The following is a 15,920-nucleotide window of genomic DNA, read 5'->3' on the forward strand; positions in this document are numbered from 1 at the left end:
AATTTTCATGTATTCGTGCTTCCATAGAAGGACGAATGCATGATTAAAAAAATAGGAGTGAATGATTATGGCAACAGTAAAAGCAAGCATGGCAGGAACAGTATGGAAAATCGTCGTAGCAGAGGGCGAGAAAGTGACAGCAGGTCAAGATGTAGCCATTTTAGAATCGATGAAAATGGAAATTCCAATTGCAGCAGAAGAGGATGGCGTCGTGACGAAAATCATTGCCAATGAGGGAGACTTCATTAACGTTGATGATGATATTTTAGAAATTGAATAAGAGGAGGCTTCTTTATGCAGCTACCTAAGCAAGTCATAATCAAAGAAGTTGGTCCCCGTGATGGCTTACAAAATGAAAAAACGCATATTTCAACAGCTGATAAAGTACAATTAGTTAATTTATTAAGTCAAACAGGATTAAATTATATTGAAGTGACATCGTTTGTGCATCCGAAATGGATTCCTCAATTGGCAGATGCAGTCGAGGTTCTGCAAGCCATTAAAAGACATAAGGATATTACCTATGCAGCACTTGTACCCAATATGCGTGGCTTAGAACGTGCATTACAGGCTGAAGTAGATGAAGTAAGTATTTTTATGTCTGCTAGTGAAAGTCATAACCAAAGTAATATTAATAAAACGATAGAAGATACATTTCCCATATTAGAGGAAGTTGTGGTAGGAGCTAAGGCTGCAAAGAAACATGTTCGAGGCTATATCTCAACGGTTATTGGTTGTCCTTATGAGGGGTATATCCATCCTGATAAGGTACGACGAGTAACGGAAAAATTATTGGAGATGGGTGTGACTGAAATATCGCTTGGCGACACAATTGGTGTTGGTGTACCGACGCAGGTTGAATTTCTTTTAGAGGAATTACTAAAAAGATATCCTGCTGAAAGATTTGCCATGCATTTTCATGATACGCGTGGAACAGCACTAGCTAATATTATGAAATCCTTAGAAATGGGTATTTCTAAGTTTGATAGTGCGCTTGGTGGGCTAGGGGGTTGTCCATATGCTAAGGGTGCCTCAGGCAATGTAGCCACAGAAGATTTATTGTATTTATTCGATGAGATGGGCATTGAAACAGGAGTAGATCGACAAAAGGTGCTAGAGGCGGCACTCTTTATTGAAGAGAAATTAGGCAAAGCTGTTGCATCAAAGCAAATGGCTATTGTCCGCAATGAAAGGAGTGCAAATCAACGATGACACAACTCGTTCGTTTTGAATTACTAGAGGGTAGTATTGGACTTATTACTCTTTCAAGACCAGAAGCCGCTAACGCTATGTCGGTTCAATTACTTCATGAGCTGTCTGACACGCTTGATCAAATCAATGGAGATCCAGCAGTGCGCGTAGTCCTTCTAACAGGTGCAGGCGAAAAGGCATTTTGTGCAGGTGCTGATTTAAAGGAACGTAAAGGAATGTCTGATCGACAAGTGAAGCAGATTGTGCAGCTGATTGGTGCCACTGTGGCAAAAGTTGAAACGCTTGCACAGCCTGTCATTGCTGTCCTAAATGGCGTAGCCTTTGGCGGAGGCTTGGAGTTGGCACTAGCTTGTGATTTACGCATTGCGGGTACACATGTAAAGCTAGGTCTAACAGAAACATCGCTCGGTATTATTCCAGGAGCTGGGGGAACACAACGACTTCCGCGTCTAATTGGTCTTGGCAAAGCAAAGGAATTAATTTATACAGCACGTAGGCTGAATGCCGAAGAAGCTAAACATTATGGCATTATCGAGTATGTTTATGAAGGACATGAGGTATTAGAGAAGGCACAACAGCTTGCACTGGAAATGGCCAAAAACGCACCACTCTCTTTAGTGCAAGCCAAAGTTGCGATCAATCAAGGTGTTGAGGTAGATTTAGCTACCGGGTTAAAAATTGAATCACTTGCATATAGTGCACTGATCCCAACAGAAGACCGATTAGAGGGCTTACTTGCCTTTCAAGAGAAGCGAGCGCCACAATATTCAGGGAAATAAAACGCCAAGAAATAATTTTGGTGTAATCGATTGGGCAAAGGGAGGAAATAAACATGAGCAATATCTCGACAGAAAATACGCCACCTACAATGAAAGATAAAATTTTAGCAGGTGGATTACCAAAATATCATGACAAAAATGCACAACAAGGTAAGCTATTTGTACGTGAGCGTCTTGAACTATTACTAGATGATGGTCTTCAATCAGAGGATGGGCTCTATGCGAACTGTTTAGCAGGAGATTTACCTGCAGATGGTGTTGTCACTGGTATTGGTAAAATTCATGGTCGCACGGTTTGTGTGCTAGCGAATGATTCAACGATTAAAGCAGGTTCTTGGGGAAAACGCACAGTTGAAAAAATGATTCGCATTCAAGAAACTGCTGAAAAGTTGAATTGTCCATTACTCTATTTAGTAGATTCAGCAGGTGCGCGTATTACGGATCAGCTAGAAATGTTCCCAGGACGTAGAGGTGCAGGACGCATTTTCTACAACCAAGTCAAGCTGTCAGGAAAAGTTCCGCAAATCTGCTTATTATTCGGTCCTTCCGCAGCAGGTGGTGCCTATATCCCTGCATTTTGCGATATCGTTGTGATGGTAGAAGGGAATGCTTCCATGTATTTAGGATCTCCTCGTATGGCCGAAATGGTTATCGGTGAGAAAGTGGATTTAGAAACAATGGGTGGCGCAAAAATGCACTGTTCCGTTTCTGGTTGTGGAGATGTGCTTGTTAAAACAGAACAGGAGGCCATTACTTATGCGCGTAAATATTTGGGATACTTCCCGAATAACTATGCAGAACGCAGCAAGGTAGAGGCACCTAAACCACCAGCTACATTTGATAAATCTATTGAAGAATTAATTCCTCAAAACCAAAATGTTCCATTTGATATGTATAAGCTAATTGATCGTATTATCGATGAAGATTCGTTTTGTGAGGTCAAGAAATTATTTGCACCCGAATTAATTACAGGCCTTGCACGAATTAATGGACAATCAGTTGGCATTATCGCTAACCAACCACGTGTCAAGGGAGGCGTGCTATTCCATGATTCTGCTGATAAAGCGGCGAAATTTATTTCCCTTTGTGATGCATTCAATATACCGCTGTTATTCCTAGCAGACGTTCCAGGTTTTATGATTGGTACTCAGGTAGAAAAAGCAGGAATCATCCGTCATGGTGCTAAAATGATTTTTGCCATGAGTGAGGCAACTGTTCCTAAGCTAACGGTCATTGTGCGTAAAGCATATGGTGCAGGATTATATGCAATGGCTGGCCCTGCATTTGAACCAGACTGCTGTATTGCATTATCAAATGCACAAATTGCCGTAATGGGACCAGAAGCTGCTGTCAATGCCGTCTATGCCAATAAAATTGCAGAACTTCCAAGAGAAGAACAAGCAAGCTTCATTGCCGAGAAACGTAAAGAATACCAAGAGGAAATTGATGTGTATCGTTTAGCTTCAGAGCTTATCATTGATGATGTGATTGAACCTAATGAGCTACGCAAGGTACTAGAAAATCGCTTAGAGCTTTATATGTCAAAATACTTATTATTCTCACAACGTAAGCATGGGGTAAACCCAGTTTAAACATACTTATTGCAAGGCTGTCTCTGCTGCTAGGAGACAGCCTTTTTGGATGATAATTTTTTTCAGCTACTTGCAAGCTATAGTTGAGCATATTAAAATATGGGAAGGAATAAAGGGAAGTGGGTGTTAAGCTTGTCTAAAAACAACATAGCGGATGTTCAGAATAATGCCAAGCTCCCATTACCATATCGGGATGTCATTGATACATATTATTTGCCGCTAAAGATCGCAGGTTGGATTTTATTTAGTATCTATTCATTTATGGCTTTTTATAAATTGGTTATTGATCGCTTAGTAGATGTAGTCGTCGTTTTATTTAAAGGAGATTACTCGATAGGTGACTTAGGATTGTTTGATTATAGTAGTTGGCGATTAACTACTAATTTCATTCCCTTCGAAACGATTCTCCGTTATATAAACTACTCTCAATATTTTAATTGGGAAATTATAATCGTTAACTTACTTGGCAACTTATTAATTTTTACGCCAATGGGCTTTTTACTGCCATTACTATCGAAGAAATTCCGAAAAGCGTGGGTTATTATTTGTTTAGGCTTTTTTTCTAGTCTTGCTGTCGAAACCGTTCAATTTATTTTTACCGTCGGCTCTGCGGATATTGATGATTTAATTTTAAATACAATTGGTGCATGGCTTGGTTACTTAGCTTATAAAGGTATATTGATTAGACCCAAAAAATGAGAAAGACAGTCCAGAATGAGGGGGCTGTTTTTTTACGTCGATTAACACTGTTTGATTAGTGTATATGGTAATAAATTTTATTGAAAATAGTATGGAGTTAATAAATGTATGTGAAAAATATTGACTTTATAAGAGTCTTTATACCTAATTTCGAAAATAGTTAGTATCTCTTTAGGAGGTTAGTAGTAATTAGTGCTTGAATTTAATAGTGAAAATTCCGATAATGAGTATACAGAAACTATTCAAATGGTATAGATAGAGTGTAAGTATGTTCATATCTATTATCTAATTAGCATATGAAGATAGAAGGGCGAGGTGAAAACTATGAAAATATCAAATTTAATGGAACAAGAAAGAATTTCATCGCAGCATAATCGTAAAAAGATATTGCAACGTAAAGAGGCGGGAGATGCATATAGAAAAAATGCGATGTATTTCCAGCCAAAGAAAAACCCATTATTGATTGAACTGGAAAATCTACTGTTAGGACGTACTGACCAGGATTTATATGAACAGCAACAAGTAGAGTCGAAAGAAGTAACGCCTCAACAGCAAGCCATTATGGAAGATTTGCAGCAAACAGAAAAGAATGTACGTGCCCATGAGCAAGCTTATAAAGTAGGAATGAATGATAACGCTGATTCCTCGGATATATCCGATTCAGAGCTAAATGACACACTGCATATTTTAGAGCAGGTACGTAATGCAGCATTGTCATCAGCAGAGCCTTCTCCACAAGATTTACGTGTGGCACAAAGCGTTGATGCTCAAATACAGTATATGTTAAATGATTCAAGTTTTGACGATGTTACCACTAACGAAGGCGAACCATCTTTTGTACGTGACATTATTGAAGTGAAGGTTCCTGAACGTTTCTCGAAGGAATTGAAATTGGACCCATTTGCAGATACAATTTTCGGTAAGAACTATGAGACTGCATTCAGGTTAAGAGCATTCAAACAGGCATCGGAAAGATATGCGGCTCACGTTCAAATGACGAAAAATGGCTATCGCCCAGACAAGGATTCTATGTTCTCTTTGATAGCCTGATGCTGTAGATAGGAGATTGTTGAAATGGCAAAGGCAAAGCATGCGAAAACGAATGCAATTCGATTATTAGAACAACAAAAAATTCATTTTGATGTGATTGAATACGAAACCGGGGATGGTCAAGTTGATGGTGTTTCTGTAGCTGAGAAAATTGGTCAGCCAGTTGCTCGGGTATTTAAAACATTAGTAGCAAAAGCAAGTGCACAAAAGTTATTTGTATTTGTCATTCCTGTAGCCGAGGAGCTGGACTTAAAAGCAGCTGCAAAGGTAGTTGGGGAAAAGAAAATTGAAATGTTAGCGGTAAAAGATCTACTGGGCCATACTGGTTATGTTCGTGGTGGATGTTCACCAGTAGGGATGAAGAAGTTATATCCAACGGTCATTGATGCATCTGCTCAAGATCAAGGAAGCATAATCGTTAGTGCTGGGAAAATTGGTATGCAAATTCATGTTCAAGTAGAAGATCTGAAGACTATAACAAAGGCACAACTTGCCTCAATTACAACTACCCATGAGTGAGAAAATGGGTAGTTTTTTATGTGGTAAGATGAACGGTTTAGTTCAAGCACTATAGCTTAATTTTTGTTGAAAGTATGATACAGTAATAGCAATATATTCATAGAGAGAAGGATAAGGAATGCGTAGAATAATGGGGTGGCGTTGGACCTTTTTTATTGGTGGCTTAATTGTGATGTCACTTGGCATCACGATGTCGATAAAAGGAAAAATTGTTGGGACAAGCCCGTGGGATGTTTTACATGTGGGTCTATTCCAAAATTTTGGTTTAAGTATTGGTACTTGGTCTATTGTAACAGGACTCTTTATAGTTGCTTCAACATCCATTGTGTTGCGTCAATGGCCAAAGATAGGCACTTGGCTCAATATGCTACTAATCGGCTCATTCATTGATGTATTTAACTGGATGTTGCCCTCAACGGATGTATATGGCTTACAAATTACATATTTTATTATTGGTTTATTTGTTTTGAGCTTTGGCTGTGGGATGTATATCGCACCGAATATGGGCGCAGGACCAAGGGATACCTTAATGATGATACTTGTCGAAAAGTTTGGCGGATCTATTAAAACAGCAAGAATGGGAATTGAAGTACTCGTAACCATTGTTGGCTGGCTACTAGGAGGACCAGTTGGAGTAGGGACAGTATTAATCGCCTTAACTTCAGGCTATATTGTGCAATATTCATTACCGTATTGTCGTAAAATATTAATGAAATGTATTGGGCATATTGAAGGCATGAAGCCATTTTATTAAATCATGAAGCTACTTAGATCTGTAAAGGATAGAAGTAGCTTTTCATTTTTTTTAGCGTTCCTTCATATAATGCAGGGCAGAAGCTAAAGGAGGAACGACATTTGAACGGAAATGTAACGTATTATTTTGGACACGCATTGACTGGGCAAGGTGTGAAAAATTTATATAAAGAAATGATGGAAGAAGCGGCTCTCGTTTATTTTTTGCAAGGGCCCGCTACCTTTAAAGGTTCAGAACTGTTAAAAGAACTAGGATATTTTTATGTGAAACAGGGCTTTGCTGTTGAGTGGTTTAAGCATGCTTTATTAGAAGAGGTTGTAGAAGCCGTTTATGTAAAAGGCTGTAACAGACTTTTTGTATGGGCTTCTGAGTGGAATATCGAGCCAACTTTACTCGGTACAAAGCATCGAGTTATGTCCTTTTACGATTGTTTAGAGGACATACAGCTTGAAAAGGTTGGAGAACAGCTTGCAGAGGCGATGCAGGAGCGGGTAACTTGGCGTGAAAAATGCATAGCGAAACTGGATCAAGCAATCAAGCTTCATGATGACTGGGAGGTTGTCACACAAAGCTGTATGAACTGGCAGGCATTAAATGAACAGGTGGAAAATTTAAAGACGGAAGTGTTCCAATCCATTGTTTTGAATAAAACGGGCATGCGGACACATCGTTTACTTGGAACGTTAACTCCTAGAGGTGCGGAAAATACAGTGGATAGTATCACCAAAAGTATCACGACTCGCTTCATGATTAAAGGCAAGCCAGGTACAGGTAAATCTTCATTAATGAAAAGCTTAGCGGATGAGGCAAATGCAAGAGGGCTTGATGCACAAATTATTTGGTGTGGCTTAGATGCGGGATCTGTGGATATGGTCATTATCCCAGAGCTCAATTTCTGTATCTTTGATAGCACAGAGCCCCATATCTTTGATCCAGAGGATGGTAGGTTAGGGGATAAGATTTTTGATATTGGGCAACATTGTGCGCTTTCAGAGGAAGCAGAGACTGCGATTGAGGCAGTCCGAGCACAATACAAAGAAGCTATACAGGATGCGATGGGTCATTCCAAACGATATGCAGAAGCTGAATATACCGTTCGGCGTTTATTAGATCATTGTCTATCTGCCTCTTTATGGCGAGAAAAAACAGCGCCACTATTCGAAAGATTAACAAAGTAATGTAGCTAATGGCTTGCATGTGCTAAACTAGGAGCGAGAACAGTTTTCCTAGGAAAGGATGATACGCTTGTCTAAAGTATTGAATGCATTTTTAGATGAAAACCTACAAGCCCTACATGAACAAGGCTTATACAATGAAATCGATCCAGTAGAGGGAGCAAATGGGCCGATTATTCAGGTCCGTGGCAAAAATCTTGTTAACTTATCCTCTAACAACTATCTTGGTTTAGCAACAAATGAAGAATTAAAGCGTATTGCCAAAGAGACAATTGATAAATACGGTGTTGGAGCAGGTGCTGTTCGTACAATCAATGGCACACTTGACTTGCACGTTAAATTAGAAGAAAAGCTTGCGGAATTTAAAGGAACAGAAGCGGCTATTTCTTATCAATCTGGCTTTAATTGTAATATGGCTGCTATTTCGGCTGTAATGGATAAAAATGATGCCATTCTATCTGATCAATTGAACCATGCCTCTATTATTGACGGCTGTCGTTTATCAAAGGCGAAAATCATTGCGTTTAATCACTCCGATATGGATGATTTACGTGCTAAGGCAAAGGCGGCAAAGGAATCAGGCTTATACAATAAAATCATGGTTATCACAGATGGTGTGTTCTCAATGGATGGTGATATTGCTAAATTACCTGAAATTGTGGAAATTGCTAAAGAGTTTGATTTAATAACGTATGTGGATGATGCACATGGTTCAGGTGTAACAGGTAAAGGAAAAGGAACTGTGAAGCATTTTGGATTAGAAAAAGAAATTGATTTCCAAATTGGTACATTATCAAAAGCCATTGGTGTAGTAGGTGGCTATGTAGCAGGTAAGAAAAATTTAATTGATTGGCTAAAAGTTCGCTCACGCCCATTCCTATTCTCAACAGCGTTACCGCCAGGTGATGTTGCCGCTATTACAGCAGCTGTGCAAATGCTGATTGATTCAACAGAGCTACACGATAAGCTGTGGGATAATGGAAACTATTTAAAAGCGGGACTTGAGAAGCTTGGCTTTAATATTGGTGCGTCTGAGACACCAATTACACCATGTATCATTGGGGATGAGAAGTTGACACAGGAATTTTCAAAACGTTTATTTGAAGAAGGCGTTTATGCAAAATCGATTGTCTTCCCAACAGTTCCAAAGGGTACAGGTCGCGTTCGGAATATGCCAACAGCGGCACATACAAAAGAAATGCTTGATAATGCAATTGCGATTTACGAGAAGGTTGGTCGCGAATTAGGCGTTATTCAATAAGAAAAAGGCTTCCTCATAGATGGGGAAGCCTTTTTTGCGTGATAGAAATGAAAAAGTGCAGGATAGAATCAAAAAAGTGACTGATAGAAGCTGAAATGTAACTGATAGCGATCTAAAACTAGATAATCGCTTTATTTTGAGCCAATAATTTTGGCTGCCTTGAGCTGTTGAATATCTGGATCCGAAATATTTAATGCCTGTAAAACTTCCTCATTATGTTGCCCTAAAGTAGGAGCTGCACTTGTTAGCTGTCCAGGTGTTTGCGAGAATTTGGCTGGGAAGCCTAGTGTTCGCATTGGTCCAGCAGTTGGGTGCTCATAGGACAGTACCATGCCACGCTCTAGAATATGTGGATCATTCAATGTTTGATCGTAGGAATAGATTGGGCTAGATGGTACGCCGTGTTTATCTAAAAGTTCGAGCCAGTAGGTAGCCTTATGTTTGATTAGCTCGCTTTCAATTTCTGCTTCCAGCTCCTTCACATGTTGGGCACGTGAATAGTTGGTAGCAAAGAGGGGATTATCTAACCAATCAGGTCGATTGACAACCTTAGCCGCGAAAATCTCCCATAGCTTTTGATTGCCAGCACCTACTAGAATATAGTCATCCTGTGTTTTGAAACCTTGATAGGGCGCGGATACACGATGGGCTGTTCCTGTTCGCTCAGGTAGCTCACCTTGTCCGAAATAAGCAGCAGCCTCCCAAACAGTCCATGCAAGACCCGACTCCACTAAGGAAACATCAATATATTGTCCTTCGCCACTACGAAGCTTATAAATATAGGCCATTAAAATGGACTGTAAAGCTGTTTGAGCAGCAGCAATATCATTCACCGCAAAGCCAACTTTTACAGGTCGGCCATCTGCTTCACCTGTCATATGCATTAAGCCGCTCAGACCCTGTGCCATAATATCATAGCCACCCTTTTGACTATAAGGACCTGTTTGACCATAGCCTGAAATAGAGCAGTAAATAAGGCCAGGATTGATGGTTTTTAATGTGTCATAATCAATACCCAGCTTTTTCGTGACACCTGGTCGATAATTTTCAACCAATACATCGACAGATTGAATCAGTTCTTTAAATAAAGCCAGTCCCTCAGCAGTTTTTAAATTGATGCAGACACCTTTTTTATTACGATTAACCATCATGTACATATGACTTTCTTCATTAACGAAAGGACCCATTGTACGGGTATCGTCTCCATTTGGGTATTTTTCAATTTTAATAACTTCTGCACCCATATCTGCTAACACCATAGTGCAATAAGGGCCTGCTAAGACTTGTGATAAATCAACAACCTTTAATCCTTGTAATGCTTGTTTCATTTAACCTCAGTCCCATCCTGTTTGACTAATGTGATGTTGCGTAATCCATTGACAGAGGTGGCACCTGCTAATGCGATGGAAACCTTTAATTCATCATAAAGATTGGTCATCACCTTTTCGACACCTTGTTGACCTTCAAGAGCTAGCCCATAAACGAAAGGACGTCCAATTGCAACGGCATCCGCTCCTAAAGCAAGTGCTTTTAAGGCATCCATGCCACGATATACACCACTATCTAATATAATAGGAATTTGTCCATTCACAGCTTTTGCAATAGCAGGAAGGGCATCAAGTGAACCAATAACGCCATCTAATTGACGGCCACCGTGGTTTGATACAATAATGCCATCAATACCATTGTCGATAGCTAGCTTCGCATCTTCAGGATGTAATATTCCCTTCAATAGTATAGGAAGGTTTGTACGCTTTTTTAATTCTCGTACATGCGCCCAATTAAGTGTTGGGTGGAAGACATTTTGCAAGACACCTTGTACATAGGACTCAAATGAATCATCAGGTAAAGTGGCAGTAAAAACGGGATCATTCATATAATTGCCTCGTGCATAGCCTAGCTTCAATGGTGAAAATTGATTGCGGACATCTTCTTCGCGCCAGCCAAGCATTACGGTATCGACAGTTAAAACGATTGCTTCAAATCCCGCTGCCTCCGCACGTGCAGCCATACTAAAAGCAATATCTTCATTAGTAGACCAATATAATTGAAACCACTTTGTTGCAGAAGGAGCAGCTTGGGCAACTTCTTCAAGAGCATAAGTGGAAACAGTGCTTTGAATATAAGGGATATTTAAATTCTGGGCGGCACGTGCAACGGCAAGCTCACCTTCATCGTGAACCATTCCGTTCATGCCAACAGGAGCAAAGAGCAAAGGGGTTGGATATGTTTTACCAAACAAATGAATTGATGTATCAACGTTTGACACATCATTTAAAAAGCGGGGAACAATGGAATACTTCTCAAAAGCTGCACGATTATTGCGCAGTGTTTGTTCACCACCAGCACCTGAACGGATGTAGCCAAAAGGTCCAGCTTCGATTTTTTCCGCTACGGCCTTTTCTAAATCTGCAAAGCAAATGGGGAAGGGGGCTTGTGCAGTGATATTTTTTAAGAGTAGATCGCCATCAGTTGTGTTTGTCATCGTTACTACCTCACTTATTTATTGAAAATAGGCTTTCTTTTATTTAAAAAGGCTTGAATACCTTCGTTATAATCGTCTGAACTAAATGAATCCAAAACTAACTGTGCCAGCTCATCGCTTTCTTCATTTTCACCATCTACAATCGCCTGGATAATTTTTTTGATGCCTGCGTTTGCAATGGATGATTTACTTAATAGATGTTCAGCGAATTGCAGTGTGGCATCTTCAATATCCTCTGGCTCATGTAGGGCCGTGATTAAACCAATATTTTTGCCTTCTTCAGCTGTAAAAATGTTGGCTGTGTATAAAATTTCCTTTGCCTTAGCGACACCAACAATATTGATGAGACGTTTCGTGCTTTCTAAATTATAGACAATACCAATGTTTGCAGCGGTGATGCCTAGCTTACTCTTAGGTGTTGCTATTCTAAAATCACAAGCATTTGCTAACTCTAAGCCACCGCCAATTGCTAAGCCCTGAATCATAGCAATTGTAGGATGCGGAAATTTATAGAGGGCATCGATTGCCTTTAAAGCCAAATCATTATAGGCTTTGGCATTGTCTGCAGCATAACGAATATCTAAAAACTCGCTAATATCTGCACCAGATGAAAAGGCTACTTCATTGACACCACGGACAATTAAGAGCTTGATAGAAGAATCTACACGTAGCTGTTCAAGATGGTCTACTATAGCTTGAAACATTGCCCTTGATAAAGAATTTCGTTTATCAGGGCGATTTAATACTAACGTTGCAATATAGCCATTTTTCTCTACATAAATTTCCTTTGTCATCTTCATTCTCCTCTTAATCTTTTTTCAATTTCGCAGCGAAGCGGTTACCGATAGATTGAATGCTTTGCACAAGGATGATTAAGATAAAGACAGTTGCATACATCACATCAACCTCATAGCGTAAATGACCATAACGATAGGCAAGGTCACCTAATCCGCCAGCACCAACCATTCCTGCCATTGCCGTTGCACCAATTAATCCAATTGTGGCAATCGTTAAGCCTAAAATAATCGATGGACGAGCTTCACGTAATAGTACATGCCAAATAATATGACGACGTTTAATACCCATGGCTGTGTAAGCTTCTACCACTCCTGAATCCACTTCTAAAAGCGCAGATTCCATCAATCGTGCAATATAAGGAGCTGTGTAAACAACTAACGGAACGATTACACCTTTAACACCAATTGTTGTACCAACAATTAACTTGGTAAAAGGTAAGATGAAGAATAATAAAATGATAAATGGCACAGAGCGGACAATATTGATGAATAGATTAAAAAACTGATAGAAAAATTTATTTTCAAAGGATTGTCCTGGTCGTGTTAAAACGATTAATAGCCCTAATGGAATACCAATTAGAATGGAGAAAAACAATGAAATTCCGACCATTTGAAATGTTTCGATAATTGCTTTGCCAATAACATCTGACCAATCTGTAAAGAAACTTTGGATACTACTCATTGAACGCACCTCCTAATTCTTCCACTGCCACGCCATTTTCCGAAAAATAAGTTAGCGCCTTTTGGACAATCTGCGTCTCGCCATGTAGATGCACCACAATATTGCCGACAATGCCGTTTTTTAATTCAATAATATTAGCCGTTAAAATATTTGGTTGCACATCGTATACCTTAGTGACTTCTGCTAATAATGGCTTACCAGTACTTTCACCAAGGAATGTTAAACGGATTACACTACCTGAAACATTTAATTGCTCAATAAGAGAAGGGGATAAATTACGTTGTGAAATTGTATTTAAAAACTTTCGCGTTGTAGGGTGCTTCGGTTTTGCAAAAAGTTCTATAGCTGTGCCGAATTCCACAACTTTCCCTGATTCTAGAACAGAAACCTCATCGCAAATTTTTTGAATCACATTCATTTCATGTGTAATGAGCAGAATCGTAATGCCTAATTCACGGTTAATTTTTAACAACAATTCAAGAATGGCTTCCGTTGTCTCAGGGTCAAGTGCACTTGTTGCTTCGTCACTAAGCAAAATCTCTGGCTCCTGTGCCAAGGCACGTGCAATAGCCACACGTTGTTTTTGACCACCTGAAAGTTGATTTGGGTAACTATCTAGTTTATCTGTTAAGCCTACAATTTCAGCATATTTAGCTACCCGGTTTTTTACTTCCGTCTCTTTATAGCCTAGTAGTTTTAAGGGAACAGCAATATTATTGTAAACTGTTGCTGTTTTTAATAGATTAAAGTGTTGGAAAATCATCCCGATTTTTTGGCGTGTTTGACGTAATTCATGAAGAGAAAGGGTCGTAATGTCTACATTGTCTATCACTACTTTTCCTGCTGTAGGACGTTCTAGTAGATTAACACAACGAATGAGTGTACTTTTACCAGCACCACTATAGCCGATCACACCATGAATTTGTCCCTTTTTTACATGAAGATTGATCCCATCCACAGCTTTAATGATGCCTTTTTTCGACTTGAATTCTTTTGAGATATTTTGTAATTGAATCATGCGATTGTTTGCTCCTTTCTCAACCTTCTAAAAAGCAAGAATCTGCTCGTCTTCCCATAGAGGAATTTCGGCAGATTCTTCGGCTTATAGAAGCTTCCTGAATGTATTACCAGCTAGGGATTACTGAACCTTTGAATTCTTCTTCGATGAATTGACGTACTTCATCAGATTGGTAAGCCTCAACGAACTTTTTAATTGTTGGGTCATTTTCATTTTCAGCGCGTACGACAATGTAGTTCACGTATGGAGAGTCAGTAGATTCCAATAAAATAGAGTCGTCTTTAGGGTTAATGCCAGCTTCTAATGCGAAGTTTGTATTTATAGCTGCTACATCTACTTCACTAAGCTGTTTAGGAATTTGAGCTGCCTCTAATTCAATGAATTTTAAATTCTTTTTGTTTTCTTCTACATCACGGATCGAAGCTGTTAAGTCTGCGCCATCTTTTAGCTTAATATAGCCAGCTTCTTGTAAAACAAAGAGGGCACGTGCTCCATTCGTTGGGTCATTTGGTAGGCCAAACGTTGCACCATCCGGAATGTCATCAAAGGATTTATATTTTTCAGAGTAGATACCCATTGGATTCAAAATCGTTTTGCCCACTGGGACTAAATCTGTATCATGATCTTTATTAAATGTATCGAGGAAAGGTTCGTGTTGATAGCTGTTCGCATCAAGATCACCTTCAGCTAAGGAAGTATTAGGTAAAACATAGTCAGAAAATGATTTTAGCTCTACTTCTAGCCCTTTTTCTTTTGCTACTTTAGCTGCTACTTCTGCAATTTGCTCATGTGGACCAGAAGTGACACCTACGACGATTTTCTTTTCATCAATTGCCTCAGCTTGGCCTTTACTATCTTCTTTAGAGCCACAGCCTGCTAGCGCTGCTACTAATGTTAAACTTGCTAAACCTACTAAAAATTTATTTTTCTTTTTCATGAAAACTACCTCCAAGATTGTTTTTATCGGTTTTTTGAAAATAAAAAAACTCTCTTACAAACTAAGAGAGGCTCATGAAAAGATGTCCTCTCTTATCTATCAAACGAAGATCGTTTGCAGGATTTAGCACCTTCCTTTAAAAAGGAGGTTGCCGAGCTTCATAGGGCCAGTCCCTCAGCTACTCTTGATAAGAGATTTATAATATTTTTTTGTAATTCCGATAGAACTAATATAATTTATAGGGTATAGTAAGTCAATAATTAATTTTTAAAATTTTTATATAATTATAATATTTCGACGTGAAAGAGGGATAACAATGTCTGTGAGAGTTAATTATGGTATAGGTTCATTTGGTAAGGTTATTAGTGCTCGTCTTCTAACAGGGACAGATATCATTGAGGGAATTGAGGCGCTCTGTGAAGAGAATCATATTGAGTCAGCAACGATTGTTAGCTGTATTGGTAGCTTTCAAAAAAGTAGCTTTGTATATTTAGTGCCAGATGCAACAGCTCAGATTCAAGTTCGTTTTAGTGATGTGGTTGAAAAAGATGGACCACTTGAATTTATTCAAGGCTCTGGTGTGGTGTGTAAGCGTGACGGGGGATATGAAACACATTTCCATGGTTCTATGAGCGATCAATGGGGTGTTGTGTCAGGTGGGCATTTAATAAAAGGGGGAAATCCTGTTATTACTGCTGACATCGTGCTGGCTGAGGTACAAGGTATTCAACATATTCGAAAATTGGATGATGAAACAGGTCATGTTCAATTTTATCCATTAGAAAATGGTTTAGGGCAGCCAAGGAAAATCGAAAAATAATGATCCTGTAGCTAGAGTTAGCTACAGGACACATGTTGTGGAAAAAAGATCATGTCACTAGCAGAAATAGACCTTTTAGCAAGGTGAGGGGTTGATTTCCGTTCCGCCAGCGTCCTTTCCAGGGGGCGTCCGATGAGCCG

17 protein-coding genes and 1 riboswitch are annotated in these 15,920 nt (G+C 39.3%); of the genes, 11 read left to right on the top strand and 6 right to left on the bottom strand.

Annotated features, from left to right (window positions below):
- The first annotated feature begins 67 nt into the window (after positions 1 to 67).
- The 10 genes from MHB40_RS02285 to MHB40_RS02330 all read left to right on the top strand — a co-directional run bounded on the left by MHB40_RS02285 (position 68) and on the right by MHB40_RS02330 (position 9,041).
- The gene (locus tag MHB40_RS02285; protein ID WP_031418413.1) at positions 68 to 280 is read left to right on the top strand and encodes an acetyl-CoA carboxylase biotin carboxyl carrier protein subunit; all 213 of its coding nucleotides are present in this window, start codon (positions 68 to 70) and stop codon (positions 278 to 280) included.
- A 14-nt stretch (positions 281 to 294) separates the two neighbouring features.
- Entirely contained in the window at positions 295 to 1,212 is a 918-nt protein-coding gene (locus MHB40_RS02290) for a hydroxymethylglutaryl-CoA lyase (protein ID WP_342442367.1), read from the top strand.
- Positions 1,209 to 1,991, top strand: a complete 783-nt coding sequence (locus MHB40_RS02295) for an enoyl-CoA hydratase (protein ID WP_342533812.1) — start codon at positions 1,209 to 1,211, stop codon at positions 1,989 to 1,991. The genes MHB40_RS02290 and MHB40_RS02295 overlap by 4 nt, the downstream gene beginning before the upstream one ends.
- Positions 1,992 to 2,044: 53 nt before the next feature.
- On the top strand, positions 2,045 to 3,583 hold the full coding sequence (locus MHB40_RS02300; protein WP_342533813.1) for an acyl-CoA carboxylase subunit beta: 1,539 nt from the start codon (positions 2,045 to 2,047) through the stop codon (positions 3,581 to 3,583).
- A gap of 123 nt (positions 3,584 to 3,706) precedes the next feature.
- Entirely contained in the window at positions 3,707 to 4,282 is a 576-nt protein-coding gene (locus tag MHB40_RS02305; RefSeq protein WP_243456414.1) for a VanZ family protein, read from the top strand.
- 324 nt (positions 4,283 to 4,606) lie between these two features.
- Positions 4,607 to 5,332: a hypothetical protein gene (locus MHB40_RS02310; protein ID WP_342533814.1), complete on the top strand. Its 726-nt coding sequence runs from the start codon at positions 4,607 to 4,609 to the stop codon at positions 5,330 to 5,332.
- A 24-nt stretch (positions 5,333 to 5,356) separates the two neighbouring features.
- Positions 5,357 to 5,851 (top strand): Cys-tRNA(Pro) deacylase, encoded by a 495-nt coding sequence (gene ybaK / locus MHB40_RS02315; protein ID WP_342533815.1) that lies wholly within the window; start codon positions 5,357 to 5,359, stop codon positions 5,849 to 5,851.
- A 118-nt stretch (positions 5,852 to 5,969) separates the two neighbouring features.
- A complete protein-coding gene (locus MHB40_RS02320; protein WP_205446699.1) occupies positions 5,970 to 6,605 on the top strand; it encodes a YitT family protein in 636 nt (211 codons plus the stop codon).
- 101 nt (positions 6,606 to 6,706) lie between these two features.
- Positions 6,707 to 7,783: a nucleotide kinase gene (locus tag MHB40_RS02325; RefSeq protein WP_342533817.1), complete on the top strand. Its 1,077-nt coding sequence runs from the start codon at positions 6,707 to 6,709 to the stop codon at positions 7,781 to 7,783.
- A 58-nt stretch (positions 7,784 to 7,841) separates the two neighbouring features.
- Entirely contained in the window at positions 7,842 to 9,041 is a 1,200-nt protein-coding gene (locus MHB40_RS02330) for a glycine C-acetyltransferase (RefSeq protein WP_342442374.1), read from the top strand.
- Positions 9,042 to 9,172: 131 nt separating this feature from the next.
- Here the strand turns inward: MHB40_RS02330 and MHB40_RS02335 are convergent, their stop codons facing one another.
- From MHB40_RS02335 to MHB40_RS02360, 6 genes are all read right to left on the bottom strand, one after another.
- Positions 9,173 to 10,369, bottom strand: coding sequence for a CoA transferase (locus MHB40_RS02335; RefSeq protein WP_342533818.1), 1,197 nt, complete (start codon positions 10,367 to 10,369; stop codon positions 9,173 to 9,175).
- Positions 10,366 to 11,526, bottom strand: a complete 1,161-nt coding sequence (locus MHB40_RS02340; RefSeq protein WP_342533819.1) for an alpha-hydroxy acid oxidase — start codon at positions 11,524 to 11,526, stop codon at positions 10,366 to 10,368. Before MHB40_RS02340 ends, MHB40_RS02335 begins: the two co-directional genes overlap by 4 nt.
- Positions 11,527 to 11,540: 14 nt before the next feature.
- On the bottom strand, positions 11,541 to 12,320 hold the full coding sequence (locus MHB40_RS02345) for an enoyl-CoA hydratase-related protein (protein ID WP_342533821.1): 780 nt from the start codon (positions 12,318 to 12,320) through the stop codon (positions 11,541 to 11,543).
- 13 nt (positions 12,321 to 12,333) lie between these two features.
- On the bottom strand, positions 12,334 to 13,005 hold the full coding sequence (locus MHB40_RS02350; RefSeq protein ID WP_048393370.1) for a methionine ABC transporter permease: 672 nt from the start codon (positions 13,003 to 13,005) through the stop codon (positions 12,334 to 12,336).
- Entirely contained in the window at positions 12,998 to 14,023 is a 1,026-nt protein-coding gene (locus MHB40_RS02355) for an ATP-binding cassette domain-containing protein (protein WP_205446705.1), read from the bottom strand. The genes MHB40_RS02350 and MHB40_RS02355 overlap by 8 nt, the downstream gene beginning before the upstream one ends.
- Before the next feature lie 106 nt (positions 14,024 to 14,129).
- Positions 14,130 to 14,960, bottom strand: coding sequence for a MetQ/NlpA family ABC transporter substrate-binding protein (locus tag MHB40_RS02360; protein ID WP_205446706.1), 831 nt, complete (start codon positions 14,958 to 14,960; stop codon positions 14,130 to 14,132).
- Positions 14,961 to 15,049: 89 nt separating this feature from the next.
- Positions 15,050 to 15,154, bottom strand: a riboswitch (SAM riboswitch).
- Between the two features lie 122 nt (positions 15,155 to 15,276).
- Between MHB40_RS02360 and MHB40_RS02365 the strand changes: the two genes are divergently transcribed.
- Positions 15,277 to 15,780, top strand: a complete 504-nt coding sequence (locus MHB40_RS02365) for a PPC domain-containing DNA-binding protein (protein ID WP_342533822.1) — start codon at positions 15,277 to 15,279, stop codon at positions 15,778 to 15,780.
- The last annotated feature ends 140 nt before the right edge of the window (positions 15,781 to 15,920 follow it).

Origin of the sequence: Lysinibacillus sp. FSL K6-0057 (assembly GCF_038630885.1) — a bacterium.
GTDB classification, from domain to species: domain Bacteria; phylum Bacillota; class Bacilli; order Bacillales_A; family Planococcaceae; genus Lysinibacillus; species Lysinibacillus fusiformis_F.

Coding starts and splice junctions, on each gene's coding strand:
- ybaK (WP_342533815.1), top strand. CDS start 5,357: ATGGCAAAGGCAAAGCATGCGAAAACGAATGCAATTCGATTATTAGAA.
- MHB40_RS02335 (WP_342533818.1), bottom strand. CDS start 10,369: ATGAAACAAGCATTACAAGGATTAAAGGTTGTTGATTTATCACAAGTC.
- MHB40_RS02290 (WP_342442367.1), top strand. CDS start 295: ATGCAGCTACCTAAGCAAGTCATAATCAAAGAAGTTGGTCCCCGTGAT.
- MHB40_RS02330 (WP_342442374.1), top strand. CDS start 7,842: ATGATACGCTTGTCTAAAGTATTGAATGCATTTTTAGATGAAAACCTA.
- MHB40_RS02345 (WP_342533821.1), bottom strand. CDS start 12,320: ATGACAAAGGAAATTTATGTAGAGAAAAATGGCTATATTGCAACGTTA.
- MHB40_RS02295 (WP_342533812.1), top strand. CDS start 1,209: ATGACACAACTCGTTCGTTTTGAATTACTAGAGGGTAGTATTGGACTT.
- MHB40_RS02340 (WP_342533819.1), bottom strand. CDS start 11,526: ATGACAAACACAACTGATGGCGATCTACTCTTAAAAAATATCACTGCA.
- MHB40_RS02355 (WP_205446705.1), bottom strand. CDS start 14,023: ATGATTCAATTACAAAATATCTCAAAAGAATTCAAGTCGAAAAAAGGC.
- MHB40_RS02285 (WP_031418413.1), top strand. CDS start 68: ATGGCAACAGTAAAAGCAAGCATGGCAGGAACAGTATGGAAAATCGTC.
- MHB40_RS02320 (WP_205446699.1), top strand. CDS start 5,970: ATGCGTAGAATAATGGGGTGGCGTTGGACCTTTTTTATTGGTGGCTTA.
- MHB40_RS02310 (WP_342533814.1), top strand. CDS start 4,607: ATGAAAATATCAAATTTAATGGAACAAGAAAGAATTTCATCGCAGCAT.
- MHB40_RS02365 (WP_342533822.1), top strand. CDS start 15,277: ATGTCTGTGAGAGTTAATTATGGTATAGGTTCATTTGGTAAGGTTATT.
- MHB40_RS02360 (WP_205446706.1), bottom strand. CDS start 14,960: ATGAAAAAGAAAAATAAATTTTTAGTAGGTTTAGCAAGTTTAACATTA.
- MHB40_RS02350 (WP_048393370.1), bottom strand. CDS start 13,005: ATGAGTAGTATCCAAAGTTTCTTTACAGATTGGTCAGATGTTATTGGC.
- MHB40_RS02300 (WP_342533813.1), top strand. CDS start 2,045: ATGAGCAATATCTCGACAGAAAATACGCCACCTACAATGAAAGATAAA.